This is a genomic window from Rhizobium sp. TRM96647 (genome assembly GCF_025780115.1).
Taxonomy (GTDB): Bacteria; Pseudomonadota; Alphaproteobacteria; order Rhizobiales; family Rhizobiaceae; genus Mycoplana.
Genome location: NZ_JAOXHF010000006.1, coordinates 123,472 through 149,435 on the forward strand (window position 1 = coordinate 123,472; position 25,964 = coordinate 149,435).

General features: G+C 65.7%; 24 protein-coding genes and 1 tRNA gene. 3 read left to right on the plus strand and 22 right to left on the minus strand.

Translation table 11 applies throughout. The features are described from left to right. Window positions 1-548: 548 nt before the first annotated feature. From OCK02_RS13200 to OCK02_RS13230, 7 genes are all read right to left on the minus strand, one after another. On the minus strand, window positions 549-1,910 hold the full coding sequence (locus OCK02_RS13200; protein WP_263813453.1) for an FGGY-family carbohydrate kinase: 1,362 nt from the start codon (window positions 1,908-1,910) through the stop codon (window positions 549-551). 10 nt (window positions 1,911-1,920) lie between these two features. After that, window positions 1,921-2,235, minus strand: coding sequence for an L-rhamnose mutarotase (gene rhaM / locus OCK02_RS13205; protein WP_263813454.1), 315 nt, complete (start codon window positions 2,233-2,235; stop codon window positions 1,921-1,923). An 8-nt stretch (window positions 2,236-2,243) separates the two neighbouring features. Further along, window positions 2,244-3,248 carry an ABC transporter permease gene (locus OCK02_RS13210; RefSeq protein WP_263813455.1) on the minus strand — a complete coding sequence of 335 codons (1,005 nt, stop codon included), beginning with the start codon at window positions 3,246-3,248 and terminating at the stop codon, window positions 2,244-2,246. Beyond that, window positions 3,248-4,225, minus strand: coding sequence for an ABC transporter permease (locus tag OCK02_RS13215; RefSeq protein ID WP_263813456.1), 978 nt, complete (start codon window positions 4,223-4,225; stop codon window positions 3,248-3,250). Before OCK02_RS13215 ends, OCK02_RS13210 begins: the two co-directional genes overlap by 1 nt. Beyond that, on the minus strand, window positions 4,222-5,721 hold the full coding sequence (locus tag OCK02_RS13220) for a sugar ABC transporter ATP-binding protein (protein WP_263813622.1): 1,500 nt from the start codon (window positions 5,719-5,721) through the stop codon (window positions 4,222-4,224). Before OCK02_RS13220 ends, OCK02_RS13215 begins: the two co-directional genes overlap by 4 nt. Window positions 5,722-5,977: 256 nt before the next feature. Next, window positions 5,978-6,970, minus strand: coding sequence for a rhamnose ABC transporter substrate-binding protein (gene rhaS, locus OCK02_RS13225; protein WP_263813457.1), 993 nt, complete (start codon window positions 6,968-6,970; stop codon window positions 5,978-5,980). 44 nt (window positions 6,971-7,014) lie between these two features. Then, a complete protein-coding gene (locus tag OCK02_RS13230) occupies window positions 7,015-7,827 on the minus strand; it encodes a DeoR/GlpR family DNA-binding transcription regulator (RefSeq protein WP_263813458.1) in 813 nt (270 codons plus the stop codon). Window positions 7,828-8,039: 212 nt separating this feature from the next. On the opposite strand from OCK02_RS13230, the gene OCK02_RS13235 reads away from it, so the two are divergent. Together OCK02_RS13235 and rhaI are read left to right on the plus strand one after the other, a co-directional pair. Further along, window positions 8,040-10,145, plus strand: coding sequence for a bifunctional rhamnulose-1-phosphate aldolase/short-chain dehydrogenase (locus OCK02_RS13235; RefSeq protein WP_263813459.1), 2,106 nt, complete (start codon window positions 8,040-8,042; stop codon window positions 10,143-10,145). 29 nt (window positions 10,146-10,174) lie between these two features. Further along, window positions 10,175-11,464 (plus strand): L-rhamnose catabolism isomerase, encoded by a 1,290-nt coding sequence (gene rhaI / locus OCK02_RS13240; protein WP_263813460.1) that lies wholly within the window; start codon window positions 10,175-10,177, stop codon window positions 11,462-11,464. Window positions 11,465-11,563: 99 nt separating this feature from the next. Here the strand turns inward: rhaI and pncB are convergent, their stop codons facing one another. Then, complete coding sequence (gene pncB, locus OCK02_RS13245) at window positions 11,564-12,868, minus strand: nicotinate phosphoribosyltransferase (RefSeq protein WP_230807270.1); 1,305 nt, start codon at window positions 12,866-12,868, stop codon at window positions 11,564-11,566. Window positions 12,869-13,107: 239 nt separating this feature from the next. On the opposite strand from pncB, the gene OCK02_RS13250 reads away from it, so the two are divergent. Then, on the plus strand, window positions 13,108-13,362 hold the full coding sequence (locus tag OCK02_RS13250) for a GlsB/YeaQ/YmgE family stress response membrane protein (protein WP_230807271.1): 255 nt from the start codon (window positions 13,108-13,110) through the stop codon (window positions 13,360-13,362). Window positions 13,363-13,448: 86 nt separating this feature from the next. Here the strand turns inward: OCK02_RS13250 and dhaK are convergent, their stop codons facing one another. The 14 genes from dhaK to OCK02_RS13320 all read right to left on the minus strand — a co-directional run bounded on the left by dhaK (window position 13,449) and on the right by OCK02_RS13320 (window position 25,832). After that, the gene (dhaK, locus tag OCK02_RS13255; protein ID WP_263813461.1) at window positions 13,449-14,447 is read right to left on the minus strand and encodes a dihydroxyacetone kinase subunit DhaK; all 999 of its coding nucleotides are present in this window, start codon (window positions 14,445-14,447) and stop codon (window positions 13,449-13,451) included. A gap of 97 nt (window positions 14,448-14,544) precedes the next feature. Next, a complete protein-coding gene (locus OCK02_RS13260; protein ID WP_263813463.1) occupies window positions 14,545-14,943 on the minus strand; it encodes a hypothetical protein in 399 nt (132 codons plus the stop codon). 1 nt (window position 14,944) lies between these two features. Next, window positions 14,945-16,546, minus strand: coding sequence for a putative PEP-binding protein (locus OCK02_RS13265; protein WP_263813464.1), 1,602 nt, complete (start codon window positions 16,544-16,546; stop codon window positions 14,945-14,947). After that, window positions 16,530-16,856 carry an HPr family phosphocarrier protein gene (locus tag OCK02_RS13270; RefSeq protein ID WP_230807469.1) on the minus strand — a complete coding sequence of 109 codons (327 nt, stop codon included), beginning with the start codon at window positions 16,854-16,856 and terminating at the stop codon, window positions 16,530-16,532. The genes OCK02_RS13265 and OCK02_RS13270 overlap by 17 nt, the downstream gene beginning before the upstream one ends. A 14-nt stretch (window positions 16,857-16,870) precedes the next feature. Beyond that, on the minus strand, window positions 16,871-17,269 hold the full coding sequence (gene dhaM / locus OCK02_RS13275) for a dihydroxyacetone kinase phosphoryl donor subunit DhaM (protein ID WP_230807275.1): 399 nt from the start codon (window positions 17,267-17,269) through the stop codon (window positions 16,871-16,873). Next, on the minus strand, window positions 17,266-17,886 hold the full coding sequence (gene dhaL / locus OCK02_RS13280; RefSeq protein WP_263813465.1) for a dihydroxyacetone kinase subunit DhaL: 621 nt from the start codon (window positions 17,884-17,886) through the stop codon (window positions 17,266-17,268). The genes dhaM and dhaL overlap by 4 nt, the downstream gene beginning before the upstream one ends. Window positions 17,887-17,909: 23 nt before the next feature. Continuing rightward, complete coding sequence (locus OCK02_RS13285; RefSeq protein ID WP_263813466.1) at window positions 17,910-19,568, minus strand: dihydroxyacetone kinase subunit DhaK; 1,659 nt, start codon at window positions 19,566-19,568, stop codon at window positions 17,910-17,912. A 94-nt stretch (window positions 19,569-19,662) separates the two neighbouring features. Continuing rightward, window positions 19,663-20,670, minus strand: coding sequence for an ABC transporter ATP-binding protein (locus OCK02_RS13290; protein WP_263813467.1), 1,008 nt, complete (start codon window positions 20,668-20,670; stop codon window positions 19,663-19,665). Beyond that, entirely contained in the window at window positions 20,663-21,760 is a 1,098-nt protein-coding gene (locus OCK02_RS13295) for an ABC transporter ATP-binding protein (protein ID WP_263813468.1), read from the minus strand. The genes OCK02_RS13290 and OCK02_RS13295 overlap by 8 nt, the downstream gene beginning before the upstream one ends. 2 nt (window positions 21,761-21,762) lie before the next feature. After that, window positions 21,763-21,969 carry a hypothetical protein gene (locus OCK02_RS13300; RefSeq protein WP_263813469.1) on the minus strand — a complete coding sequence of 69 codons (207 nt, stop codon included), beginning with the start codon at window positions 21,967-21,969 and terminating at the stop codon, window positions 21,763-21,765. Next, window positions 21,966-22,919 carry a carbohydrate ABC transporter permease gene (locus tag OCK02_RS13305; protein ID WP_176949121.1) on the minus strand — a complete coding sequence of 318 codons (954 nt, stop codon included), beginning with the start codon at window positions 22,917-22,919 and terminating at the stop codon, window positions 21,966-21,968. The genes OCK02_RS13300 and OCK02_RS13305 overlap by 4 nt, the downstream gene beginning before the upstream one ends. Further along, the gene (locus tag OCK02_RS13310) at window positions 22,916-23,890 is read right to left on the minus strand and encodes a carbohydrate ABC transporter permease (protein ID WP_412178826.1); all 975 of its coding nucleotides are present in this window, start codon (window positions 23,888-23,890) and stop codon (window positions 22,916-22,918) included. The genes OCK02_RS13305 and OCK02_RS13310 overlap by 4 nt, the downstream gene beginning before the upstream one ends. Before the next feature lie 73 nt (window positions 23,891-23,963). After that, window positions 23,964-25,289 carry an ABC transporter substrate-binding protein gene (locus OCK02_RS13315; RefSeq protein WP_263813471.1) on the minus strand — a complete coding sequence of 442 codons (1,326 nt, stop codon included), beginning with the start codon at window positions 25,287-25,289 and terminating at the stop codon, window positions 23,964-23,966. Between the two features lie 468 nt (window positions 25,290-25,757). Next, window positions 25,758-25,832: transfer RNA gene (locus OCK02_RS13320), tRNA-Thr, on the minus strand. Window positions 25,833-25,964: the final 132 nt, after the last annotated feature.

The following is a 25,964-nucleotide window of genomic DNA, read 5'->3' on the forward strand; positions in this document are numbered from 1 at the left end:
TTCCGCACGGCGTCGAGCGCGTCGGGCCAGTTTCGCCGTTCGCCTGTCCATGGTCAATTTCGGTGAAAGCTTGATACCGGGTCGAAACCGGTACGGGCGGTACGGCATCATGCCTGAGTGGGAAATGGTGAAATTCCCCATTCCGACGCGTGAGACCATGTTTATGGTTAATTCCTTGCCTGAAGGTTAATGCGCTGCGGCATGGCTGTACTTTCACGGCGCCGGGGGCCTGGCCGCCCGCGCGTTTGCGTGCCTTTCGGCTGCTTGGCGGTCGCCATATCCCTAGAATTCGCTAGGCCGGATGGCGTCTTGGCCAATATTTGGCAAGGCAAAAGCAAGTTTCGGATGCTAGTAGTGCTTTCCAGACGATGATGTCCTTGGGAATGAGCAATGATTGTTCTTTGGTTGAGTGCATTGATCTTGACTGTCGCAACGCTTGCAGCGGTCGCAACGCTGATCGGTATCGATGGCCGCCAGCCCGTCCGGGCGCCGGCGATTTTCTGATCCGAAACTTCCGGCCGGCCACGGATCGGGGTGCCCTCGGCGCCTCAACCGGAAGCGAGGCTGCGCCATCTTTCGACATAGGCCGTCGCAGCCCCGGGCAGCGACGGCTCCACCGGCCGCAGGCGCGGCCTTAGCACCCCGTCCACAGCCAGGCAGGCCGCACCGACACTGGTGCCCGTGGCGCTTTCGCCCACGAGCACGCGCCTGCCGGTGGCCGCCTCCAGCATCGCCAGATATCGACCGTTGCCCGAGAACGGCCCCTCGACGATGACAGGCCCGTCCGCGCCGATCAGCGACAGGCAGGTCGCGCTCATCAGGGCGAGATAGAACGCGACCGCGACCTGGGCCTTCTCTTCCGTCAGTTGCCCGCGATCGATCGTCCAGCGGGCCTGACGGCCCGGAAAGGGTCCGGAATCGTCGGGGATGGACGGCAGGATCATCGCATGCCGCGCCAGCACGGAAGCGACGGCATCATCGCCGACGGGCGCGTTCCGGCCGCCGAGGAGCGAGAAGGCGCGGCCGCCCATGAAGCGGGCGGAGGGGACCGGGTCACCCAGCGCGTTGACGTTGACCAGCGTATCGCGCCGCTCGTCCAGTTCGCAGCGCCGGGCGCCCATCGCCATGCAGACGACCCAGGTGCCGGTCGAGACGACCGCGTAGGGCGAAGGCGTCGTCAGCACATGGGGCAGGAGCGAGGCGTTGGAATCGTGGATGCCGCAGTGGACGGGCGTCTGCGCATCCAGCCCGGTGGCAGCCGCAAGCTCCGGCAGGATCGGCCCGAGCACGTCGGAAGCCTTGCGCAAGGGCGGCATCAGCCGGCTCCAGCCCTGCCCGGTCACCAGCGTCGAGTAGCGGCGGTTCACCGGCTCCCAGAGGTCGGCGTGGCAACCAAGCGAGGTGACCTCGCCGGAGAGCACTCCGGTCAGCCGATACGACCAGTATTGCGCATACATCAGGATGGCGGCGGCCCGCCCGAACGCCTCGGGGAAGCGGCGCGACTGCCAGTAGAGCTGCATACCGGCGTTCAGACCGACGGGCAGCTTCGGCGTACCCGTCTCGGAAAAGGACGGTCGAACGGCCTCGTACTCCGCGTGCAGTTCCTGCGGGCCCGCATGTTCATAGTCCAGCACCGGCAGGACCAGAGCGCCGTCGCCGTCGACGAGTGCGGCCGTGGCGCCGTGCGTCGTCACCGAGACGCGATCGATCCGGCGCTCTTCGTTCAGCACCTTGAGACTGTCGAGAATGAAGGCCCACAAACGTTCGGTGTCGAAATGCGGATAGGGCGGCGCGTCCACCACGCCGTTGGGGGTGGTGCGCACGGCGATCTCGCCGAAGGTCTCGCCATCGACGAGTGCCACCTTGGCATTCGTCTTGCCGATATCGATGACGGCGATCGTGCGGGCCATGGGCTGCTGCTCATTCCATGTGAAAGACGGTGCGGAGCGGAACGGCGACCGGCTCGTTGTCGGGCTTCGTCTCCATGATGTCGGCCATATGCGCCCACCAGCGCTTCATCACCGGATGATCCGGAAGGCTATCCATCGTGTGGTCATCGCGCCGCCAGAGGACGCCGAAGAGAAGACCGGTCTCCTCGTCCAGATGGATGGAATAGTCGGAGACGCCGGCCGCCTTCAGCAGTGCCGCAAGTTCCGGCCAGATCGCGTCGTGCCGCGCCTTGTATTCCCCTGCCATACCGGGGTTGAGGCGCATGCGGAAGGCAATTTTCTCCATCGTTCCCCTCAGTGTCCCATGCGGCGCCTGAGCCGCGTGTAGAGGATCGGCAGCGCGATCACCGAAATCAGTAGCAGGCCGATGAAGATCGACATGACGATGCCGGGCACGTTGAGCAGGCCGAAGCCGAAGGTGACCATGCCCATGATTAAGGCCGCCAGCACCACGCCGCCGACCGTGCCGGAGCCGCCGAGGATGCTGACGCCGCCGAGCACCACCATCGTCACCACTTCCAGCTCCCAGCCGAGCGCGATCGAGGGACGGGTCGAGCCGAGGCGCGAGGTCAGGCAGATCGAGGCGATCGCCGACATCAGCCCGGTGAGCAGGAACAGGGTGAACTTCACGCGCGCGACCCGCACGCCGGAGAAGAGGGCGGCCGTCTGGTTGTTGCCGATCGCATAGACCGCGCGGCCGAAGTTCGTCATGTGCAGGATCACCGCATAGACAAGCGCAAAGCCCAGAAACAGGCAGAACTCGAACGAGAACACCCACCAGACATAGCCCTGCCCGAACCAGGAGAAACCGGCCGGATATTCGGTGAAGGCCTGGTCGCCGAGAATGATGAAGGCGATGCCGCGGAACAGGCTCATGGTGCCGATCGTGACCACGATCGAGGGCAGCCCCAGCCGGGTCACCAGCAGGCCGTTGACGGCGCCGCAGGCTAGGCCCACGGCCAAGCCGACCACCACCAGCGCCGGCGTGTCGAAACCCTGCGTCGCGGCGTAGCCCATGGCCGTCGACGTCAGCGCCACGATCGAGGCGACCGACAGGTCGATCTCGCCCGAGATCACCACGAGCGCCATGGCGAAGGCGATCATCGCCTTCTCGGTGAAGTTGAAGGTCGCGTCGGACAGGTTCCACGGATCGAGGAAGTAGGGGGAGGCCAGAGAATTGGCGACGAAGATCAGGAGCGCCACCACCACCAGCAGGCTCTCCCAGCTCTTCAGCAGGCGGGATCCCCGGCTCTGCAGGCGGTCGGGAATATGACGGGTCTGGACCTGTGCCTCGGCCATCAGTGCGCCTCCGCCCTCTTGAGAATGACCCTGCCCTTGCGCCGCTCGGCGCGCGCGTTGACGGCGACGGCGATGATGATGACCATGCCGGAGATGGCCATCTGGGCGAAGGGAGAAATGTTGATGACCGGCAGCGCGTTCTTGATGATGCCGAGGAACAGCGCACCGAGGACCGCCCCCGGCACCGAGCCGATGCCGCCGGCGATCGAGATGCCACCGATCACGCAGGCAGCGATGATGTCGAGTTCGAAGCCGAGCGCGATGTCGACATAGGCGACGGCGTAGCGCGACACCCAGAGATAGCCGGCAAGGCCGGAAAGAGCGCCCGAAAGGCAATAGGCCAGGAATCGGGTACGGCCGACGTCGATGCCGGTATAGACCGCCGCGTGCGGGTTGCCGCCGACGGCGAAGAAGGCCCGGCCCGTCGCCGTGCGGGTCATCACGACGAACATGAGCGCGACGATGAGGACGGAGAACCAGGAGAGCGCGGGGATGCCCAAGAGATCGGCCCGTGGCAGGCCCTTGAAGGCCTCGCTCATCTGGTGGGCATTGATCCACTGGCCGCCGGTGAGCAGGAAGATCGTGCCGCGGAAGATCGTCAACGTGCCGAGCGTCACCACGATCGGCGGGATGTTCAGCTTCCAGACGAGCAGGCCGTTGATCGAGCCGAGGGCCGCACCCAGCGCCACGACGGCTGCGATCACCAGCGGGATCGGCAGGCCGGGCCAGGCGACGTTGATCAGGCCCGCGACCATGCCGCAAAGCGCAAGGTTCGCCGCCATCGAGAGATCGATGCAGCGGGTGAGGATCACCGCCATCTGGCCGAGCGCCAGGATGATCAGGATCGAGGTGTCGTTATAGACGCGACCGAGATTGGCCGGCTGGACAAAGCCGGGGAAGCGCAGCGTGACCAGCGCCACCAGCGCCAGGATCGCCACGACCAGCAGCGCCTCGCGGTTCTTCAGAAGCATGTTCATGGCGCGGTCTCCGAAATGCCTGCAGCGGCGCGAACCAGCTTCTCCGCCGAGAGTTCGGCGCGCTCGAACCGGCCGACCATCCTACCCTCGCGCATAACGATGACGCGGTCCGACATGCCCATGATCTCCGGGATTTCCGAGGAGACCATGATGACGCTGAGGCCTTGCGCGGCCAGTTCGCTCATGAAGGCGTGGACGGCGGCCTTGGAGCCGATGTCGATGCCCTTGGTCGGCTCGTCCAGGATGATCACCTTCGGCTTCGTCGCCAGCCACTTGGCGATGACGACCTTCTGCTGGTTACCGCCCGACAGCGTGCCGACGTCCTGGTCGAGGGAGGCGGCGCGCAGGTCGAGCCTTGAGGTGTATTCGCGCGCCAGCCGGAATTCCTCGGCCATGTGCAGGAAGCCGGAACGCGAGGTGCGGGTCAGCGAGGGCAGCGTGACGTTCTGGAAGATCGGCATGCCGATGATCGCGCCCTGCCGGCCACGCTCTTCCGGAACGTAGACGATGCCCGCCTCGATCGCCTCGGCCGGCGAACGGATGACGAGAACCCTGTCGTCCAGCCGGACGGCGCCGGCCGACGGTCTGGTGATGCCGATCAGCGACTGCATGAACTCGGAGCGGCCTGCCCCGACAAGGCCGTAGAAGCCCAGGATCTCGCCGCGGCGCAGCTCGAAATTGATGTCCTCGAATTCGGTCGGGTGACGGTAGCCGGAAACGGTCAGCACCGGTTCGCCGATCGCCACCTCCTGCTTGGGGAAGACCTGACCGACGTCGCGGCCGACCATCATGCGCACGAGATCGTCCTGCGTCGTCCCCGCGATCAGCCCCTCGCCGACCATGCGGCCGTCGCGGAAGACGGTGTAGCGGTCGGCAATGCGGAAGATCTCGTCGAACTTGTGGCTGATGAAGAGGATCGCCTTGCCGTCCGCCTTGAGCCTGTCGATCAGTTCATAGAGCTCGTGGATCTCCTTGTGGGAGAGTGCTGCGGTCGGCTCGTCCATGATGACCACGCGGGCGTCGATCGACAGCGCGCGCGCAATCGCCACCAGATGCTTGCTGGCGATGCCGAGGTCGCGCAGGCGGATCGAGGGATCGAGGCTCGCGCCGACCCGCTCCAGCAGCATGCAGGCGTCGGCGTTCATCCTCTGCCAGTCGATCAGGCCGAACCGGGTGCGCGGGGCATGGCCGAGGAAGATGTTCTCGGCGACGGAAAGCTCGTCGAAGAGCACGGTTTCCTGATGGATGGCGGTGACGCCGGCCCTCGCGGCAGCGCTTGCGGAAGGGAAGTGCATCTCCCCGCCGTCGACGCGGATCGTGCCGCCGTCGGGCTGGTAGATACCGGTGAGGATCTTCACCAGCGTCGACTTGCCGGCGCCGTTCTCGCCGACCAGAGCGGTCACGGAGCCCGGATAGAGCGACAGCGAGACGTCGGAAAGCGCGTGCACGCCCGGAAAGGACTTGGAGATCCCTTGAAGCGCGATCGCCGGCTTCATCCGCGATGTGGTCGTGTCCTGCAACAAGGGTTCGCCCATCAGTTTTGGATACGGTGTCGTCAGGCCGTGTTCAGCCTGGCCATGCTTGAAAATTGCCCCTCACCCTAACCCTCTCCCCGCAAGCGGGGAGAGGGGACGATGCCGGGCGTTTCCTTCTCCCCGTTCACGGGGAGAAGGTGGCCGGCAGGCCGGATGAGGGGCAATGCACTTGCTTCACGGTGGCCTGCCATGCTGCCGCCGCGCCACCCGCCAAGGATCAGAAGATCTTGGCGAATTCCTCGACGTTCGAGGCGTCGTAGACGAACGGGTCGGCCATGGCGCCTTCGTTCTTGTCGTCCAGCTTGACCTTGCCCATGCGGCCCATGTTGAGCTCCGCGCCGGGCTTGGCTTCCGCGCCCTCGATCAGGTCATTGGCGATCATCGTGGCGGAATAGCCGAGGTCGATCGGGTTCCAGATTGCGAACGACTTGGACGCGCCGGACTTCACGTGGCCCGCCATTTCGGAGGGAAGGCCGAGGCCGGTGACGTTGATCTGGCCGGTCTTGCCCGCATCCGAGACGGCCTGGGCGGCGGCGACGATGCCGACGGAGGTCGGCGCGATGATTGCCTTCAGGTCCGGATAGGACTGGATGAGCCCCTGCGTCTCGCGGTAGGACTTGTCGGCCAGGTCGTCGCCATAGACGGTGGTGACGATGTTGACGCCCGGATAGTTCGGCAACACCTTCTTCATCTCCTCGATCCAGACGTTCTGGTTGGTCGAGGTTGCCGTTGCCGACAGGATCGCCACGTCGCCCTTGCCGTCCGGCAGGTTGTCGGCCGCCATCTTCACGCACATATTGCCGATCAGCGCGCTGGACGACGGGTTCAGGTGCATCGAGCGGCCTTCCGGCGCCACGCCGGAATCCCAGGAGATCACCTTGATGCCGCGATCCATCGCCTTCTTCAGCGCCGGCACCAGCGCATCGGTGTCGTTGGCCGAGACGGCGATCGCATCGACCTTCTGGGCGATCAGCGAGTTGATCACCTCGATCTGCCCTTCGGCGGTGGTCGTCGTCGGGCCGGTATAGATCACCTCGACGTTGCCGAGTTCCTTCGCCGCTTCCTGCGCGCCCTTGTTGGCGGCCTCGAAGAAGCCGATGCCGAGCGCCTTCACCACCAGCGCAATCTTCTTGTCCGCCGCATTGGCGACGTTTCCGACGAGCGCCGTCGAGACAGCGGCTGCGACGAGCAATGCCTTCCAGATCTTCATGTCCTAGTCCTCCCTGACTGGTACGTTCCCCTCCCCGACCGGCCCTATGCCTGCGAGGGAGCATTCTCCACCGGAGCCGCCGCCCGAACGTCCGCGACGATCAGGCTGACGCCGGCATTCTCCAGCATCGAGGCTTCCCTGTCCTCGATGCCCGTATCGGTGATGACCGTTGCGATGCGCTTCAACCCGCACAGGATAAGGCTGGAGCGCTTCCTGAATTTCGAGGAGTCGACCAGCACGACCAGATCGTCGGCCTGGTCGATCAGCTTTTGCTCGGCCTGGATCAGAAGCGGATCGGCCTCCATCAGGCCGAGCGGCCCGAGCCCCTGGGCGCCCATGAACATGCGCCGCGCATAGAAGTTGCGCGTGACGTCGTTCTCGAACGGGCTGAGGATGATGTTCTGCTCGCGGTAGATCGTGCCGCCGGAGAGCATCACCGTGTTCTTCGAATGCTTCAGCAGGTGCTCGGCGATCGGAAAGGAATTGGTCAACACCTGCATGCGGCGGTTCGCCAGGAAGTGCACCATCTGGAAGGTCGTCGTGCCGCCGTTGATGATGATCGGCTCGCCATCCTGACAGAGCGCCACCGCTTCCTTGGCGATCGCCTGCTTTTGCCTGGCATTGAGCGCCTCGTTGACGCTGAAGGGACGGCCGGCAAGGCCGACGAACTGCGGCGGATTGATCGCCTCGGCGCCGCCGCGCACGCGGCGCAGGCGCTTCTGCACGTGCAGGGCGGCGATATCCCGACGGATCGTCGCTTCGGAACTGTCGGTCAGATCCACCAGTTCCTGCACCGTGGCGACGGGCTTTTCCTGGACGGCCGACAGAATGATCCGATGTCTTTCCTTCTCGTGCATGGCTCCCCCCAATGGCTTGCATGCTTCCATCACGATCGCGCAATGTCAATCATAATCGGTCATATTTTTTCATTGTGCAGCGCAATATGACTGATTTTGATCGTTTGTGATTGACACGCTTGCCGCATCCGTGAGATTTGAATGCCCGAACTGGAGGTGCGGCCCCGATATCGTCCGAGGGTCGCGACATGGAAGACCGGGAGGAAATGCCGATGCTGGACAAACAGGTGAATGGGCAACAAGGCGCGCGCCTTGCCAATCTCTGGGACGAGGCGAAGGCGGCCGCGATGAGCGAGCCGGAACGCCTGCTCTATCGCTCGAACCTTCTCGGCTCGGACAAGCGCATCACCAATTACGGCGGCGGCAACACCTCTGCCAAGGTGAAGGAGAACGATCCGCTCGGCGGCGGCACGGTCGAGGTGCTCTGGGTGAAGGGATCGGGCGGCGACGTCGGCACGATCAGGATGGACGGCTTCGCCACCCTCTATATGGAAAAGCTGCAGGCGCTGAAGGGCCTCTACCGGGGGCTCGAGCATGAGGACGAGATGGTGGGCTACCTCCCCCACTGCACCTTCAACCTCAATCCGCGCGCCGCCTCCATCGACACGCCGCTGCATGCCTACGTGCCGCGCGTCCATGTCGACCACATGCATCCCGACGCGATCATCGCCATCGCCGCCTCGAAGAACAGCCGCGAGTTGACGCAGCAGATCTTCGGTGACGATATCGGCTGGCTGCCGTGGAAGCGCCCCGGTTACGAACTCGGCCTGTGGCTGGAAAAATTCTGCAAGGAAAACCCTGACGCGCGCGGCGTCGTTCTGGAGAGCCACGGCCTGTTCACCTGGGCGGACACGGCGAAGGAATGCTACGAGACGACGATCGAGATCATCAACAAGGCGATCGCCTGGTTCGAGGCGAACAATACGGCCCCAGCCTTCGGCGGCGCCGTCAAGCCTGTGCTCGCCGCCGATGAGCGCCGTGCGGTCGCGCAGACGCTGATGCCAGTCATCCGCGGCCTGATCGGTGCGGACGAGAGCAAGGTCGGCCATTTCGACGACAGCGAAGCCGTTCTCGACTTCGTGACCTCGAAGAACCTGGCGCCGCTCGCAGCGCTCGGCACCAGTTGCCCGGACCATTTCCTGCGCACCAAGATCCGCCCGCTGGTGGTCGATTTCGATCCGGCAAATCCCGATGTGGACGCCACGCTTGCGGGCCTTGCCGATGCCGTCGCAGCCTACCGGGCCGACTATGCCGCCTACTACGAGCGCTGCAAGCACGACAACAGCCCGGCGATGCGCGATCCGAACGCCGTCGTCTACCTCGTTCCCGGCGTCGGCATGATCACCTTTGCCAAGGACAAGGCGACCGCCCGCATCTCGGCCGAGTTCTACGTCAACGCCATCAACGTCATGCGCGGTGCCGCGGGCGTTTCCACCTATGTCGGGCTGCCGGAGCAGGAAGCCTTCGACATCGAGTACTGGCTGCTGGAGGAAGCGAAGCTGCAGCGCATGCCGAAGCCCAAGAGCCTCGCCGGGCGCATCGCGCTCGTCACCGGCGGCGCCGGCGGGATCGGCAAGGCGACCGCCAACCGGCTGATGGCCGAGGGCGCCTGCGTCGTGCTCGCCGATATCGATGCGGAGGCGCTGGCCAGCGCCCAGTCGGAGCTCGCCGCCCGCTACGGCAAGGACTTCGTCCGCTCGGTCGCCATGAACGTCACCGACGAGGCGCTCGTGGAAAAGAGCTTCGCCGACACGCTCGTCGATTTCGGCGGCCTCGACATCCTCGTTTCCAATGCCGGGCTCGCCTCCTCCGCGCCGATCGAGGAGACCACGCTTTCGCTCTGGAACAAGAACATCGACATTCTCGCGACCGGCTATTTCCTCGTCTCGCGCGAGGCGTTCCGGATCTTCCGCCGGCAGAAGGCCGGCGGCAACGTCGTCTTTGTCGCCTCCAAGAACGGCCTTGCCGCGTCTCCGGGTGCTGCCGCCTACTGCACCGCCAAGGCGGCCGAGATCCATCTCGCCCGCTGCCTGGCGCTTGAGGGCGCATCCGAGCAGATCCGCGTCAACGTCGTCAATCCGGATGCGGTGCTGCGCGGCTCGAAGATCTGGACCGGCGAATGGAAGGAACAGCGGGCGGCGACCTACAAGACCGACGACCTGGAGGCGCACTACCGCGAGCGCTCCATGCTGAAGCGCAGCGTCTTCCCGGAGGACATTGCCGAGGCGATCTACTTCCTCGCCTCCGACATGTCGGCCAAGTCGACCGGCAACATCATCAACGTGGACGCCGGCAACGCCCAGTCGTTCACGCGATAAGCAAACGGCCCGGTCTGGGAGGACGAAGCATGAGCATCATTTCAAAGGACCTGATCGCGGTCGAGAACGCGAAACAGGCGTCAGCACTTGCCAGCGACTACGCCCATCTCGGCGAGCAGCTGGCGCGGCGCGGCATCGACGTCGACGCCGTCAAGCGCAAGGTCGCGAACTACGCCGTCGCCGTTCCCTCCTGGGGTGTGGGCACCGGCGGCACGCGCTTTGCCCGCTTTCCCGGCCAGGGCGAGCCGCGCAACATCTTCGACAAGCTCGAGGACTGCGCCGTCATCCACGAGTTGACACGCGCCACCCCGACCGTTTCGCTGCACATCCCCTGGGACAAGGTCTCCGATCTTTCGGCGCTGAAGGAAATGGGCGCCGCTCTGGGTCTCGGATTCGACGCGATGAACTCCAACACCTTCTCCGACGCGCCGCAGCAGGAGCATTCCTACAAGTACGGCTCGCTCTCGCACGCGGACGCGGCGACGCGACGGCAGGCTATCGAGCATAACATCGAGTGCATCGAGATCGGCCGCAAGCTCGGCTCAAAAGCGCTGACGGTATGGATCGGCGACGGCACGAACTTCCCCGGCCAGGCCGATTTCACGCGGAGCTTCGAGCGCTATCTCGAGGCGATGAAGGCGATCTACAAGCATCTGCCGGACGACTGGCGCATCTTCTCCGAGCACAAGATGTACGAGCCGGCCTTCTATTCCACGGTCGTGCAGGACTGGGGCACCAACTACCTGATCGCCAAGGAACTGGGCGACAAGGCCTATTGCCTCGTCGACCTCGGCCATCATGCACCGAACGTCAACATCGAGATGATCGTCGCCCGGTTGATCCAGTTCGGCAAGCTCGGCGGTTTCCACTTCAACGATTCCAAATATGGCGACGACGACCTCGATACCGGCTCGATCGACCCCTACCGGCTGTTCCTCGTCTTCAACGAACTGGTGAATGCCGAGGAGCGCAAGGCGGAAGGCTTCGCGCCGGCGCATATGCTCGACCAGAGCCACAACGTCACCGATCCGATCGAGAGCCTGATGCGCAGCGCGACGGAAGTCTGCCGCGCCTATGCGCAGGGGCTGATCGTCGACCGGGCGGCGCTGTCGGGCTACCAGGAGGAGAATGACGCGCTGATGGCGTCCGAGACGCTCAAGGCCGCCTTCCGCACCGACGTCGAGCCGATCCTGGCGATGGCGCGGCAGGAGAGTGGCGGCGCGATCGACCCGGTCAGCTGCTACCGTGCCGCGGGGTACCGGGCAAAGGTCGCGGCCGAGCGTCCGGCGGTGGCCGGAGGCGGCGGCGGGATCGTGTGATCCGCTGCAGTCGCGGGTACGCATTATAGGATGATCGGCGGGAGGACACCCCCACCCGCCGCTGCGCGGCAACCTCCCCCTCAAGGGGAGGTAGGAGCCCTATACCTTCACCGCCTGTTCGACAAAGTCCTCCGTCCCGAAGAACTTCAGGTAGCGTTCGACCTCCGCCGGATCGCCGGTCGCCTTGCGGGGGTTGTCGGAGAGTTTCACGGCCGGGCGGCCGCCGGCGTCAGTGACCTTGCAGACCACCGAGATCGGGTCCAGCCCGCGGAACGGCTGCGGTGCGCAGCCGACGAAGTCGTTGGTGAGGTTGGTACCCCAGCCGAAGCTCATGCGCACCCGGCCCTTGAAATGCTCGTAGGTCCTGATGATGGTGTCGACGTCGAGACCGTCGGAGAAGATCAGGAGCTTCTCGCGCGGGTCGCGTCCCATCTTCTTCCACCAGGCGAGGATCTTCTCGCCGCCCTCGATCGGCGGCGCGCTGTCGGGGCGGAAGCCGGTCCAGTCGGCAACCCAGTCCGGCGCGTTTTTCAGGAACGCCGCGGTGCCGAAGGCATCGGGAAGCACGATCAGCAGGTTGCCACCATAGAGCTGGTTCCAGTCCTGCAGCACCTTGTAGGGCGCGTCGGCCAGTTCGGCGTCATTTCGCGCCAGCGCCGCCGCCACCATCGGCAGTTCATGGGCATTGGTGCCGAGCGCCTCGAGATCCGTGTCCATGGCGAGCAGCACGTTGCTGGTGCCTGAAAACGAATGGCCGATCCCCTCCTTCAGCGCCTCCACGCACCAGCGCTGCCACAGGAAGGAATGCCTGCGGCGGGTGCCGAAATCGGAGATGCGCAGTTCCGGGTGCTGGCGCAGTTGCTCCACCTTCGACCACATCTTCGCCTTGGCGCGGGCATAGAGCACATCGAGCGCAAACGGCCCCATGTCCTTCATCGCGGTGCGCGAGCGCAGTTCGTTGACGATGGCAAGTGCCGGAATTTCCCACATCGTGGTTTGCGACCAGCGCCCCTCGAAGGTCAGCTCATACTGACCTTCCTTGCGCGCCAGGTGATATTCCGGCAGCTGGAACTCGGCCAGCCAGGCGAGGAACTCGGGCGAGAAGATCTGCTTGCGGCCGTAGAAACTGTTGCCGGCCAGCCAGATCATCTCCTTCTTGGTGAAGCGCAGCGTGCGGGCGAAATCCAGCTGGTCGCGCAGTTCCTGCTCGTCGATCTCGTCGGCGAGGCGCACGGTCTTCGTGCGGTTGATCAGCGAGAAGGTGGCATCGACGTCCGGATAGAGCTTCCAGATCATCTGCAGCATCAGGAGCTTGTAGAAGTCCGTATCCAGCAGGCTGCGCACGATCGGGTCGAGCTTCCAGGCATTGTCGTATACGCGACGGGCAATATCCGTCTTGGTCATCTCTCCCACCTCGCTGCACTGCTCTGCCCGCCGGCCAAAAATTCGAGGATCGGGATGGTGCCGGCGGTTGCGCTCCCGGGTCCGTCGCACTCATCGCACGCCCCCCGCCCGGCCGCAAGACACGCCGGCTGGGGAACAGTGCGCGCAATCCGCGCAGGGGCGAAGATAAGGTCTTGTAATCTCTTCGCCTTCAATCGATGCTCGCAGGTGTTTCCAACCCGCGCTCGGGAGGCGTGCACATGGGTATTGAGAGCATCATTATCTTTCTTATCGTCGGCGCAATTGCGGGATGGCTCGCGGGCCTGATCGTATCCGGTTACGGATTCGGCCTGCTCGGCAACATCGTCATCGGCATCGTCGGCGCCTTCATCGCCGGCTTCCTTCTGCCCCGGCTCGGGATAGGCGTCGGCGGTGGCATCCTCTGGGCGATCATCCACGCCACGATCGGGGCGATCATTCTGCTGTTGCTGATCAAGGTGATCAAACGGGCCTGAAACGCGGCAGCGCCGCCTTGCAGATACCAGCGGACGGCGGCCGGAAATCGACCGCCGTCCTTGCACGATCGGGAAATGCCCTGCGCTCAGGCGCCCCAGCGCAGCGCCACCGTGGAGACCTGGGCATCCCAGAGGAGCAGGCGCTGCTCGTCGAGCAGCGAGACGGTGATCGAGAGCCCGGCCATGTCGAGCGAGGTCACATAAGTGCCGACGAGCGAGCGGGCGACACGGAGCCCGCCCTGTTCCATCCGCGCCCGCGCAAGGCCGTACATCAGATAGAGTTCTGAGGCCGGCGTACCGCCGAAGCCGTTGACGAAGAGCAGCACCGGCGCGTCGGCTGGCGCTGCCAGATCGGCGAGGACCTCCGCGCACAGCAGGTCCGCGATCCTGTCGGCCGGCTCGAAGGCCGCACGCGTGCGCCCGGGCTCGCCGTGAATGCCGACGCCGACCTCCATTTCCTCCGGCGACAGCGTGAAGGCGGCGCGGCCGGAGGCAGGCACGGTGGCGCCGTGGATGGCGACGCCCATGCTGCGGGTGGCCGCGACCGTCCGTTCGCCCAGGGCCTTGAGCCCGGCGAGCACCATGCCGGCCTCGGCCGCGGCACCAACGATTTTCTCCACCACCAGCGTGCCGGCGACGCCGCGCCGGCCGGAACTGCGCGGAGCCGCATGGGTGGCGATATCGTCATTGACGATCACCGTCTCGACCCTGTGGCCCGACGCGACCGCCATCTCCGCGGCCATCTCGAAATTCATGACGTCGCCGTCGTAGTTCTTGACGACCAGCAGAACGCCGGCGCCGGTGTCGCACTCGACAATCGCTGCATGAATCTGGTCCGGCGTGGCCGAGGTGAAGATGTGGCCGACGCAGGCGGCGTCGAGCATGCCGGGACCGACGAAGCCGATATGCATCGGCTCGTGCCCGGCTCCCCCGCCGGAGATGATCGCGACCTTTCCCGGCCGCAGTTCCCGGCGGCGGATATTGCGGCCACCGGTTCCGAACACGACGGACCCCTCGTGCGCCCGAACGAAGCCTTCGAGGCTGTCGGCGACGATCCGATCCGCCCTGTTCATGAATTTCTTCATGCTCCTCCTCCGCCCGGCACGATCCTAGTTCATGCCGGGAACATCCCTCAAGTGCGTTCCGCTTCGTTCGTCTTGCCCGGCCTTGCGACGCCGTGCGTCAGAGCAGTGCAGAGAGCTTTGCCACGAACTCCGAGACGGCCTCGTCGAACTGGCGGTTCTTCTGCTCGTCGCCGAAATCGGGAACGTTCAAGGTCAGCCCCCGCTGGCCGTCGGTCGGGGCCAGGTCCGGCAGCTTGCCGGGATGGGCCTTCTCGTAGGCGTTCAGGAAGCGTTCCTGCTCCATCGCGCTCATGTGACACACGCGGAAGATCGTCGCGAGGTGGCGCGACGGCAGCGGGGTCGCATAGGTCGGACTGGTGATCTGGGTGACGAAGCTGCGGTGCTTGCCGAGTGCCGTGGCGAGGCGCTGTCGCGTCCCCGACGGCCGGTTGTCGATGATATCCGCAAGGATCGTCTTGTAGGCGACCGTCGCCTCTTCGCCTGCCTCGCGTGCCATTTCAGCCTCTTGCCTCGCTGCCGTCGGCGTTCAAGCGCGAAAGGGCCGCGCGCGCAAGCGTCATTCGCCTCGGCGCCATGGAAAAGTCCCGAAAACCGCAGGACAGCAGTGCGGGAAGGGCTGCGGGATCGCCTGCGAGGTCGCCGCAGATGCCGACGGGCCTGCCGGTTGCCGCGACCAGCGGCACCGTCATCTCCAGAAACCGCAGCACGGCTGCGCGCGCGGCCGGATAGAGCGGCGACACGGCCGCGTTGTCGCGGGCGCTGGCGGACAGGTACTGGGCGAGATCGTTGGTGCCGAAGGAGAAGAACTCGGCCTTGAAGGTCTCCGGCATCACGGCTGCGGCGGGGACCTCGACCATGAGGCCGAGCGGCGGCATGGCGTGCGCCACGTCACGGGCGGAAAGCCGCGCCGCCTCCTCGGCAAAGACGGCATGCGTCTGCTCGACCTCCGACGGCGCCGTCACCATCGGCAGCAGCACCCGCAGCCGCCCGGCGGGGGCCGCACGCAGGAGGGCGCGCACCTGGGTGCGCAGCATGCCGGGGCGTGCCAGCAGCAACCGGATGCCGCGCAGGCCGAGGAAGGAGGAGGGATCGATCGCCTCGCCGGGCGGCGGCTTGTCGGCGCCGAAGTCGAGGAGGCGGATCGTCACCGGCCGGTCGCCCGCCCAGGCGAGCGTTTCGGCGTAGATTTCGGCCTGCCGCTCTTCGTCGGCCAGATCGGCCGGCGTGCCCATCAGATATTCGGTCCTGAACAACCCGATTCCGTCGATGCCGGAAGGCGAAAGATGGCGGAGTTCCGAAGGATGATCGATGTTGGCCTGCAGGGTCAGCCTGATGCCGTCGGCCGTATGCAGGGGGATTTCGTCGGCCGGTCGGCCGTCGGGCATCGGCAGGCTTGAAGCCCGGTCGACGACATGCGCCGACGCACAAGCCGCGCGACCGCCCGCGACCACGCCGTCGTCGCCGTCGACCACGAGTTCCATCCCCGTTTCGATTTCGGCACCGGACATGGCGACCACCATCGGCACGCCGCGGCTGCGGGCGAGTGTGGCCACATGGCTCGCGACGCTGCCCCCGAAAAGCGCAATGCCGCCGCCCCGCGACCAGTCGTGCGACAGAAACAGGCTGGGGGCGATGTCGCGGCCGACGAGAATCGAGCCTTGCGGGAAATCCGGCGGACGCTCGCCATGCAACGCCCGGAGCACCTGCTGGCGGATATCGCGCATGTCTGCGCCGCGGGCGCGGATATGCTCGTCTTCGGCGTCCTCGAAGGAGGCGACATAGGCGTCCATGGTGGCCGCCCAGGCGGCGCCCGCCTCGGCTCCGCGCTGTATCCGCTCCAGGCTTGGCTCGAGCAGGGCCGGATCGCGCAGCATCTCGATCTGGAATTCCAGGATCGCAGCGCTTTCCAGATCCGAACGCCCGGCAAGCTCCCGCAGATCCTCGACAGCGCGATCGACCGCTTCGGCGAGCCGGGCGGCATCGCTGCCGTTCGCGCGGACACCCCGGGCGCGGCCATCCTCCGGCGCCATCACATAGGCCGGTCCGCGGGCCATTCCCGGAGAGGCTCCCTGCCCTTTCAGCCTAAGCGCTTCGGGCATGGCTCTTCTCTTCGTCGAAGTTCCGCTCGACCAGGGTGCGAAGCGCGGCGACGGCTTCCGGCGCTGCCGCACCTTCGGCGCGGATCGAGAGAACGAAGCCCTTTCTGATGCGTGCGCCCATGATCTTGACGATGCTCTTGCCGTTCAGCCAGACGCCGTCGCCGTTCACCTCGACGCCGATCGCGCAGGGGAAGGACTTGGCGAGCCGGGTGAAGACTACCGACGGCCGGGCGTGCAGGCCAATGTCGTGCGTGACCTCGACCGTCGCAAAGGCGATGGCTGAGGCCGCATCGTGCGGCCGGTCGGCCATGGGACGCTGATCGTTCACGGGGAAAGCTCCTCCGCCGTTGCCACCACCTTCGACAAGGTCGCGCCGCCGGATGCCTCGGCAGCAGCGATCACGGCGCCTTCGACGACCGGGGCATTGCAGATGGCGACGCGGCGCGCACGCGCAGGTTCGAGCATTTCGATCGCCATCTCGCTGTTGGTCTCCGCCCCGCCGAGGTCCACGAAGACCGCCACGCCCGCCTCCGACCAGGCGGCGGCGATCGCGGCCAGGATGTCGCTGGCGCTGGTGCCGAGGCCACCCTCGGCGTTGCCGCCGCACCAGGAGAGCGGCACGCTGTCGCCGACCATCTGGCGGACCATGTCGGCAGTGCCGCGGGCAATCAGGGGCGAATGCGACACGATGACGATCCCGACATTTGCGCCATTGGCCTTCATGCTCCTTCCGTCTCCCCAAGATAGCGACAGATCGCGTCCGTCAGCAGGGCGCAACTGCAGGCGCCCGGATCCATATGCCCGATCGAACGGTCGCCGAGAAAGGACGCCCGCCCGCGCCCGGCCTTCATCGCAACGGTGCGTTCGGCCGCGGCCTGCGCCTCGATTGCGATGTTGCCGAGCGTGGACTGCATTCGCACTTCCGACTGCACCGGGTAAAGCACGTCCAGCAAGGTTTTTTCGCCTGCGCCCGACCGGCCACGCCGGGCGACGGCATCGACAGCCCGCGACAGCGCGGACGAAAAGCCCTGCTCCACGCCGGGCTCCTCACCCGCCAGCCCCCTTCCGAGTTCCATCAGCAGGGTTCCATAGAGCGGGCCGGATGCGCCGCCGACCGACATCACCAGCGTCATGCCGATCCGTTCCAGCGCCTGCGGCAGCGGCAGGCCCGCCAGCATGTGCCGCTCTTCGAACACCGCCTCGCAGCCCCGCCGCATGTTGGTGCCGTGGTCGCCGTCGCCGATCTCCTGGTCCAGCAGGCAGAGATGATCGGCATTGTGCGCGATGGCCGCGCTACATGCCTCGATCAGGCCCGGAAGGAAGGATTGGCCGGCTTCCACGTTCCCGCTCCCCGCTCTCCCGTTCAACCCATCGCCGCGACAGCGGTCTCGAAGACTGCCGCAACGGCCTCGGCGCCTGGATCGGGAACGCCTTCGAGATCGCGCGCGCCGAGATAGGACGAACGGCCGGCCTTGGCCCGCGTCATGGCGCCGGTCGCGACCGCACCGGCGCGCGCCGCCTTCGCGGCGGCGGCGATCCCCTCCTTCTCCAGCGCCGAAAGTGCCGGTGCGAGCGCGTCAACCATGGTCCGGTCGCCGGGGGCCGCGCCTCCATAGAAGGTCATCCGCTCGAGGCCGGCTGCGAGCGCTGCGGGAAGATCGCCGCCGGCGCCGTGGTTCTGTGCCGCGGCGGTGAAGAAGATCGACAACAGAACGCCGCTGGAGCCGCCCATGCTGGTCCCGAGCGCCTCGCCGATTGCCGCCATCGTCGCTGCGGCGTCTGTCAGCGGGAGCTTCGGCTTCAGCGCCAGCACGCTTCTGGCTCCGGTGGCGACCGTCGAGCCGGTGTCGCCGTCGCCGGTGCGCGCGTCGAGCCGGTTCAACTCGTCCTCCATCGCCACGAGACGATTGCAGATGGCGTCGAGCAGGGCGCCGACGGCAGCCGGATCGGCCGTCGTCCGCGCCGCGCCTGCCGTTCCCTCGCCCCGGGCGGCGGCCGCCTGCGGCGCGGGAACGACGGAGAGCGGATGGCGTTCGACGGGAGCGATCCAGGCGCGCGGGGCGACACCGGAAGCCAGGGCTGCCGCCCTCTCCCCGTCGAGCCGCAACAGCGACAGCGAGAAGCCGTTCATGTTCAGCGCCGTCATCAAGGGCGCCGGGCCGATGACGAGCCTGATCCGTTCAGCGAGCGGCAACGTCAGGACGGCCCGAGCGATCAGCCCCATCTCCAGCGGCGGCACGGAGCCGAGATTGTTGATCAGGAGCGCATGGTCGCCGCCGGGTTTCAGCGTCACCGAAAGCCGCTCGGCCATGGTCGCCACGATCTCGGCCGCCTCCTGCAGGGCGATGCGCTCCGCGCCGGGCTCGCCATGGATGCCGAGGCCGAGTTCGCCCTCGCCGGGGCCCAACCGGTCCTCGTGCGCCTGCCCGGGAATGGAGCAGGTCGACAGCGACATGCCGAGCGAGACGATGTCGGCCGCCGCCGCGCGCGCCGCCGCCGCGACCGCCTCGAGGTCTTGCCCGGCTTCGGCGAGATGGCCGGCGATCTTGTGGACGAAGAGGGTGCCGGCGACGCCACGCGGCTGGGGAAGGTCGGGAAGGGCGATGTCGTCAGCGACGATCGCCATCTCCACCTTGTAGCCCTCGGCGCGGGCCTTCTCGGCCGCCAGGCCGAAATTCAGCCGGTCGCCGGTATAGTTCTTCACCACCAGCAGGCAGCCCGGCGCGCCCGTCACCGAGCGGATCGCGGTCAGCACCGCGTCGACGCTTGGCGAGGCGAAGATCTCGCCGGAGACGGCTGCCGTCAGCATGCCCTTGCCGACGAAGCCGGCATGGGAGGGTTCGTGGCCGGCGCCGCCGCCGGAGATGACGGCGACCTTCGACTTGTCCCAATCGGCGCGCACGATCACCTTGATCGCCGGATAGGTATCGAGCCGCGCCAGTTGACCCTGCGGGGTCGAGAGAAGCAGGCCGTCGAGCGCCTCGGTGACGATGTCTTCCCTGCGGTTGAAGAAATGCTTCATCCTGACCATCCTGTCCTGTCGTTTCCTGCCCGGCCCGAACGAGGGGCGCGGTGAAAGTTCGAATTCGTTCGCGGGCCGCGCCGTGCCCACGCCGTCACGTCAATCTCTGCCCTCCGGCATCGAAATAGAGCGGGTTGCGCAGCTTCAAGTCGATCCGGTCGCCCCGGCCGATGGCGAGATAGGGATCGGCAAGCGTCACCAGCTTGTGCTGGCCGACCTTGATGTGCAGGTGGTTCTGGTCGCCCAGGTGTTCGATCCAGTCGATCTCGGCATTGCCCTGGCCGGAGCGGACGATCTCCAGATGCTCGGTGCGGGCGCCGATCGTCTTCGTGCCCCTGGGCGCGCTGCCGCCGGGAAGCAGCCCCTCCGGGATCAGGTTGATGTGCGGCTGGCCGAGCCGGGCGGCGACGTGGAGATTGGCGGGATTGCTGTAGATCTCGCGGGGCGTGCCGATCTGCGCCAGCCTTCCCTCCGCCAGGATGCCGATCCGGTCGGCCATCGTCATTGCCTCGACCTGGTCGTGGGTGACGTAGAGCAGCGTCGAGCCGATCTCGTTCTGGATGCGCTTCAGCTCCAGCCGCAGTTCGGCGCGCAGCTTGGCATCGAGGGAGGAGAGCGGCTCGTCCATCAGGTAGATCGCGGGCTTGCGCACCAGCGCCCGGCCGATCGCCACGCGCTGCATCTCGCCACCGGAAAGGCGGGTAGACCGGTTTTCCAGCTTGTGGTCGATACGCACCATCTTCGCCACCTCGCGCACGCGGGCGTCGATCTCGCCCGCCGGCAGGCGACGCGCCGGCGAGCGGAGCGGAAAGGCGAGGTTCTCGTAGACGGTCAGGTGCGGGTAGAGCGAATACTGCTGGAAGACGAAAGCGACGTCGCGGCTTGCCGGCGCCTCGCCGGCGACGTCACGGCCGGCAATGGCCACGCGGCCGGAATCGGGTTTCTCCAGGCCCGCGATCAGACGCAGCGTAGTGGTCTTGCCGGAGCCTGTGGGACCGAGCAGGACGACGAACTCCCCGTCGCGGACGGTCAGGCTGACATTGCTGACGGCCTGCGTTTCGCCGAAAGCCTTGCTGATGCCGGCAAGCGTGACTTCAGCCATGACGGGCCTCCGCAGTGAGGGACGAGGGAACGGCCTTGCCGGATGCGCAATCGAACAGCGACAGCCGGTCATGGTCGAGTTCGAGCCCGACGTTCTCGCCGATCGCAAAGCTCTGCTCCGCCGGCACGCGCGCCTTGATCATGCCCTGGGCCGTCTCGACCGAGACGATCTGGTTGGTGCCGAGATATTCACTGCCATAGACGGAACCGCGCATGGGCGCGGCGTCGCTGAAGCGGACATGCTCGGGGCGGACGCCGAGCGCCAGTTCGCCGGGCTCGCGCACTGCATGCACCTGCGGCACGCGGACTGCGACCTCGCCGACGGTGACGCTGGTCGCGCCGGTTTCGAGGCCCGAGTGGAAGCGCAGGAAATTCATCGGCGGCGAACCGATGAAATCGGCCACATACATCGAGGCCGGGCGGGCATAGATCTCCTGCGGCGTGCCGTACTGCTCGATCACGCCGTGGTTCATCACTGCGATCTTGTCGGCCATGGCCATCGCCTCGTGCTGGTCGTGGGTGACGTAGACGGTGGTGGCGTGGATGCGGTTGTGCAGCTCGCGCAGTTCGTGAACCATCACCTCGCGGAATTCCGCGTCCAGCGTTCCCAGCGGTTCGTCCATCAGGAAGCATTTCGGCCGGCGCACGATGGCGCGGCCGAGCGCCACGCGCTGGCGGTCGCCGCCGGCGAGACCCGAAACGGAACGATCGAGGATATGGCCGATCTGCAGGAGCCTTGCCGTCTCCTCCACGCGCGTCTTGATCTCCGCCTTCGGCACGCCCTGCGACAGGAGCGGAAAGCCGATGTTCCTGCGGACGTTCATGTGCGGATAGAGCGCAAAGAGCTGGAAGACGAAGGCGATGTCGCGGGCGCTCGCCCGGTTGAAGGTGACGTCTTCGCCACCGAGCAGGATCCGGCCGCTGGTCGGCAGCTCGAGTCCTGCGATCATGCGCAGCGTCGTCGTCTTGCCGCAACCGGACGGCCCGAGCAGCGCCAGGAACTCGCCGTCGTTCACGGTGAAGGTGGAATCCTCCACCGCGGCGAAATCGCCGAACTGCTTGCGCAGGTTTTCAACCCTGATCTCCGCCATGGCTACTCCGGAAACTTCGAGACGACGATGAACATGACGGTGCCGGCGAGCAGCGTCACCAGCGACCAGGTGTAGAGCACCAGCGCGAACGGCTGGAACAGCATCAGGAATCCCAGCGCGATCAGGGCGGTGGCGATGTTCTCCATCGGCCCGCGACGGAGAAAGAACGGGCGCTTCTTCTTGGGCAGGGGCGAGGTCTCGACTGTCATTTGCGCACCGCTCCGAAGGTGATGCCGCGCAGCAGCTGTTTGCGCAGCAGGATGGTGAAGACGAGGATCGGCACGAGGAAGATCGTCGTTCCCGCCGCGACCGCCGGCCAGTCCATGCCGCCCTCGCCGATGATCGTCGGGATGAAGGGTGGCGCGGTCTGGGCCGAGCCCGAGGTCAAGAGCACCGCGAAGGCATACTCGTTCCAGGCGAAGATCAGGCAGAAGATGGCGGTCGCCGCGATCCCCGTCGTCGCCTGCGGCAGAACGACCTTGCGGAAGGCCTGCAGGCGGGTGTAGCCGTCGATCATAGCCGCCTCCTCGTATTCGCGCGGGATCTCGTCGATGAAGCCCTTCAAGAGCCAGACGGCGAGCGAGACGTTGACCGCCGTATAGAGCAGGATCATGCCGAGTGCCGTGTCGGACAGGCCGAGCTCGCGGTACATCAGATAGATCGGGATCGCGACGGCGATCGGCGGCATCATCCGCGTCGACAGGATGAAGAACAGCAGGTCATCGGCGAGCGGCACGCGGAAGCGCGAGAAGCCGTAGGCCGCGAGCGTGCCGAGGAAGACGGCCAGGAAGGTCGAGCCGAAGGCGATCACCATGGAGTTGGTGAAGCGCGGCCAGTAGTTGGAGGGGCCGGCGATCACCATGTTGCGGCTGCGGGTGATCTCGTCGCAGGTCGACTGCGGCGGCCCGAGCGACTGGATATATTCCGGCGTCTGCCGGGTGCGGGTGGTGAAGAGGTTGCAATAGCCTTCCAGCGTCGGCGTAAAGACGAGCTTCGGCGGATAGCTGATCGAATCCGGCGGCGACTTGAAGCTGGTCATGAAGATCCAGGCGAGCGGCACCATGGTGACGATCGCATAGAGCACGACGATGATGCCGGCGATGCGCTTTGTCGTGGCACTCGGCTCGACGACGGAATGGGCGGAGGTGGCGTTGCTCATCTCTGCTTCACCCTGTTCAAGGCCTTGACGTAGATGTTGGCGAGCCCGAAGACGGCGACGAAGAGGATGATGGCGAAGGCCGACGCCCGCCCCGTCCGCCAGCTCTCGAACGCCTCGCGCTTGAGCGTGATCGAGGCGACCTCGGTGGTCGATCCCGGTCCGCCGCCTGTCAGCAGCATCACCATGTCGAACATCTTGAAGTTCTCGATGCCGCGGAAGAGTACGGCCAGCATGATGAAGGGCAGCGCCATCGGGATGGTGATCGACCAGAACTGTCGCCAGGCCGAGGCACGATCCACCTCGGCCGCCTCGTAGATATAGTCGGGAATGGAGCGAAGTCCTGCGAGGCAGATCAGCATCACATAGGGCGTCCACATCCAGGTATCGACGACGATGATCGACCAGGGCGCCAGAGAAACCGAACCCAGCATCTCGAAAGAGGACGGCGGCACGCCGGTGATGTAGGAGACGATATAGTTGAAGAGGCCGATCTGCGGCTGGTAGAGGAACCGCCAGAAATTGCCGACCACTGCCGGCGACAGCATCATCGGGATCAGGATGACGGTCGTCCAGAAGGCATGGCCGCGGAACTTGCGGTCGATCAGGTAGGCGAGCGAAAAGCCGATCAGCGTCTGCAGCACGATCGTCCAGAAGACGAAATGCGCCGTCGTCTGCATGGCGATCCAGATGTCGCTGTCCGTCAGCACGCGCTGGTAGTTCTGCAACCCGACGCTTTCCACCACCGCATTCGGCCGGTTCGCGCGGTAGTTGGTGAAGGAGAGCCGCACCGCCCAGATCAGCGGGAAGATGTTGATGGCGAGAAGCAGCGCGATCGTCGGCGTGATGAAGAGCCAGGCGATGGCGCGGTCGGAAAGGCCACCGATGCGCCGGGCGAGCGAAGCAGGCCTCGAGGTCGCGGCCCGTTCCGGCTCCTTTTCCAGTATGGTCGTATCGGAATTGATCACGGACATTACCTTGAGGCTTGGAGGAACGTGCTTGCGGCGGGCCGCCCGGACAGGCGCCGGACGACCCGCCGGGAGGAAATCAGAGTTTCCCTTCGTCCTCGAAGATCTCGGTCCAGTCCTTGACCAACCCGTCGAGCGCCTCCTTGGCGGTGCCCTGGTCGGCCACCACATAGTCGTGGAACCGCTTCTGCGCGGCCTGCAGCAGGATGGCGTAGGACGGCTCCTGCCAGAAGTCCTGCACCTGGTTCATGGCCACGAGGAAGTCGGCCGCGAAAGGCTGGCTATCCTTGAAGGAGGGGTCGTTCAGCACGTCGTTGTGCACGGCATAGCCGCCGAGCTGCCACCACTTCTTCTGCACCTCGGGCTGGGCGAACCATTTGATGTAGGCGAGCGCGCCGTCCATGTTGTCGGTATTCGCCACGACCGAGATGCCCTGGCCGCCGAGCGTCGAGGCGGCCGTCGCCTCCTTCGGGTTGACGAAGAAGCCGATCCGGTCGCCGCCGACGTTCTCATCCTTGGCGAGACCGGGGAAGAAGGCGAACCAGTTCATCGCCATCGCCGCCTGGCCGGATTTGAACGCGTCCAGCGTCTCGCCCATGTAGGCGTCGGTATAGCCCGGCGGCGTGCAGCACTTGTAGAGCTCCTTGTAGGCCTCCAGCCCCTTGACGGCGCCCTCGGAGTTCACGGCACCGTCCATGTCATACTTGCCGGTGGTGTTCTCGTATTTGAAGCCATAGGGGTAGAGCGCCTGCGTCGCACCCATGGTGATGCCTTCCGAGGCACGCTCGGTGAAGATCGCCGCGCCATAGACCTTCTTGCCGTCGATCTCCTTGCCGTTGAAGAACTTGGCCGTCTCCAGCAGTTCGTCCCAGGTGGTCGGCGGTGCGAGGTCGCGCCCCGTGGCGGCCTTGAATTCGGCCTGGATCTCCGGCTTGCTGAACCAGTCCTTGCGGTAGAACCAGGCGTTGGCATCGCCCATGGCCGGCAGCGCCCAGTAGTTCGGCGTGCCCTTCGGCCAGGTCGAATAGGCATTGACGGCGGCTTCGGCGAAGTCGCTCATCTTGATGCCTTCCTTGTCGAAGAAGTCATTCAGCTTGACGTAGTAGCCGTTCTCCGCCGAGCCGCCGATCCACTGGCTGTCGCCGATCAGGAGATCGCAGAGCTTGCCGCCGGAATTCAGCTCGTTGAGGATGCGATCGGCGAAATTCGGCCAAGGCACGAACTCGAACTTCATCTGCGTGCCGCTCTGCGCGGTGAAGTCCTTGGAAAGCTCGACCAACGCGTTGGCCGGGTCCCAGGCGGCCCAGCAGAGCGTCAGTTCGTCGGCCTGCGCGAGCGTCGGCAAGGCCGTCGAAAGGCCAAGCGCCATCGTTACCCCGAGAAGGGGTCTGCACATCGTTTTCATGAAATCCTCCCAGATTCGAAAGGAAGCCCCACGCCACCCTTCGGAAAACTCCCTGCATGAACATGCCCGGCACGGCCCTCACTCTGCCATGTTGAGCAATCTGTTTAGTGATACGCGAATCACTCAACATATCAAGGGACAATCGTCGCTGCGCCGCAGCAGAAAGGGCCGGAACTGCGGGATACTCGGCCCACCTTGTCACAATCGCCAATGTTCAGCTGTCGTCGTGGCGTCTCAGGCCGGCCCGGGCAGGCCGGCGCCACGGTTGCCCGCGAGCCGACGCCGAGCGGGCGGAAAGGCGGGCCAAGGCGGCGTCACCGCGATGGGCCAGCTTCCAAAGCCGCGGGCCAGGCGACCGGCAAGGGTCGCCTCGGCAACGTCCGCAGAGATTGCGCGACGGCTGGAGCCGCACGCTTCGGCGCAAGCCGGTTCGCGTGGCTTTTCTATTCCAAGGGGGGGGGGGAATGATGGTGCTGCTAGAGAGATTTGAACTCTCGGCCTCTCCCTTACCAAGGGAGTGCTCTACCCCTGAGCTATAGCAGCATCCGGCGAAGCAGATTGCCTGCGTTCGCGTCGAGCGAGGCGCCTATTGCCATAGTCTTACCCCCTATGCAAGCCGCAAACGCATCATGGGGACAACAAATTCGGCAAAAGCCCGCGGCACTTTTGCGAAGG

Coding starts and splice junctions, on each gene's coding strand:
- OCK02_RS13285 (WP_263813466.1), bottom strand. CDS start 19,568: ATGAAGCATTTCTTCAACCGCAGGGAAGACATCGTCACCGAGGCGCTC.
- OCK02_RS13305 (WP_176949121.1), bottom strand. CDS start 22,919: ATGAGCAACGCCACCTCCGCCCATTCCGTCGTCGAGCCGAGTGCCACG.
- OCK02_RS13295 (WP_263813468.1), bottom strand. CDS start 21,760: ATGGCGGAGATCAGGGTTGAAAACCTGCGCAAGCAGTTCGGCGATTTC.
- OCK02_RS13260 (WP_263813463.1), bottom strand. CDS start 14,943: ATGGCACGCGAGGCAGGCGAAGAGGCGACGGTCGCCTACAAGACGATC.
- rhaS (WP_263813457.1), bottom strand. CDS start 6,970: ATGAAGATCTGGAAGGCATTGCTCGTCGCAGCCGCTGTCTCGACGGCG.
- OCK02_RS13200 (WP_263813453.1), bottom strand. CDS start 1,910: ATGGCCCGCACGATCGCCGTCATCGATATCGGCAAGACGAATGCCAAG.
- OCK02_RS13315 (WP_263813471.1), bottom strand. CDS start 25,289: ATGAAAACGATGTGCAGACCCCTTCTCGGGGTAACGATGGCGCTTGGC.
- OCK02_RS13265 (WP_263813464.1), bottom strand. CDS start 16,546: ATGCCCGAAGCGCTTAGGCTGAAAGGGCAGGGAGCCTCTCCGGGAATG.
- OCK02_RS13215 (WP_263813456.1), bottom strand. CDS start 4,225: ATGAACATGCTTCTGAAGAACCGCGAGGCGCTGCTGGTCGTGGCGATC.
- OCK02_RS13250 (WP_230807271.1), top strand. CDS start 13,108: ATGGGTATTGAGAGCATCATTATCTTTCTTATCGTCGGCGCAATTGCG.
- OCK02_RS13210 (WP_263813455.1), bottom strand. CDS start 3,248: ATGGCCGAGGCACAGGTCCAGACCCGTCATATTCCCGACCGCCTGCAG.
- dhaM (WP_230807275.1), bottom strand. CDS start 17,269: ATGAAGGCCAATGGCGCAAATGTCGGGATCGTCATCGTGTCGCATTCG.
- OCK02_RS13290 (WP_263813467.1), bottom strand. CDS start 20,670: ATGGCTGAAGTCACGCTTGCCGGCATCAGCAAGGCTTTCGGCGAAACG.
- OCK02_RS13235 (WP_263813459.1), top strand. CDS start 8,040: ATGCTGGACAAACAGGTGAATGGGCAACAAGGCGCGCGCCTTGCCAAT.
- pncB (WP_230807270.1), bottom strand. CDS start 12,868: ATGACCAAGACGGATATTGCCCGTCGCGTATACGACAATGCCTGGAAG.
- OCK02_RS13220 (WP_263813622.1), bottom strand. CDS start 5,721: ATGAAGCCGGCGATCGCGCTTCAAGGGATCTCCAAGTCCTTTCCGGGC.
- OCK02_RS13270 (WP_230807469.1), bottom strand. CDS start 16,856: ATGGCCGACCGGCCGCACGATGCGGCCTCAGCCATCGCCTTTGCGACG.
- rhaI (WP_263813460.1), top strand. CDS start 10,175: ATGAGCATCATTTCAAAGGACCTGATCGCGGTCGAGAACGCGAAACAG.
- OCK02_RS13300 (WP_263813469.1), bottom strand. CDS start 21,969: ATGACAGTCGAGACCTCGCCCCTGCCCAAGAAGAAGCGCCCGTTCTTT.
- OCK02_RS13230 (WP_263813458.1), bottom strand. CDS start 7,827: ATGCACGAGAAGGAAAGACATCGGATCATTCTGTCGGCCGTCCAGGAA.
- dhaK (WP_263813461.1), bottom strand. CDS start 14,447: ATGAAGAAATTCATGAACAGGGCGGATCGGATCGTCGCCGACAGCCTC.
- rhaM (WP_263813454.1), bottom strand. CDS start 2,235: ATGGAGAAAATTGCCTTCCGCATGCGCCTCAACCCCGGTATGGCAGGG.
- OCK02_RS13310 (WP_412178826.1), bottom strand. CDS start 23,890: ATGTCCGTGATCAATTCCGATACGACCATACTGGAAAAGGAGCCGGAA.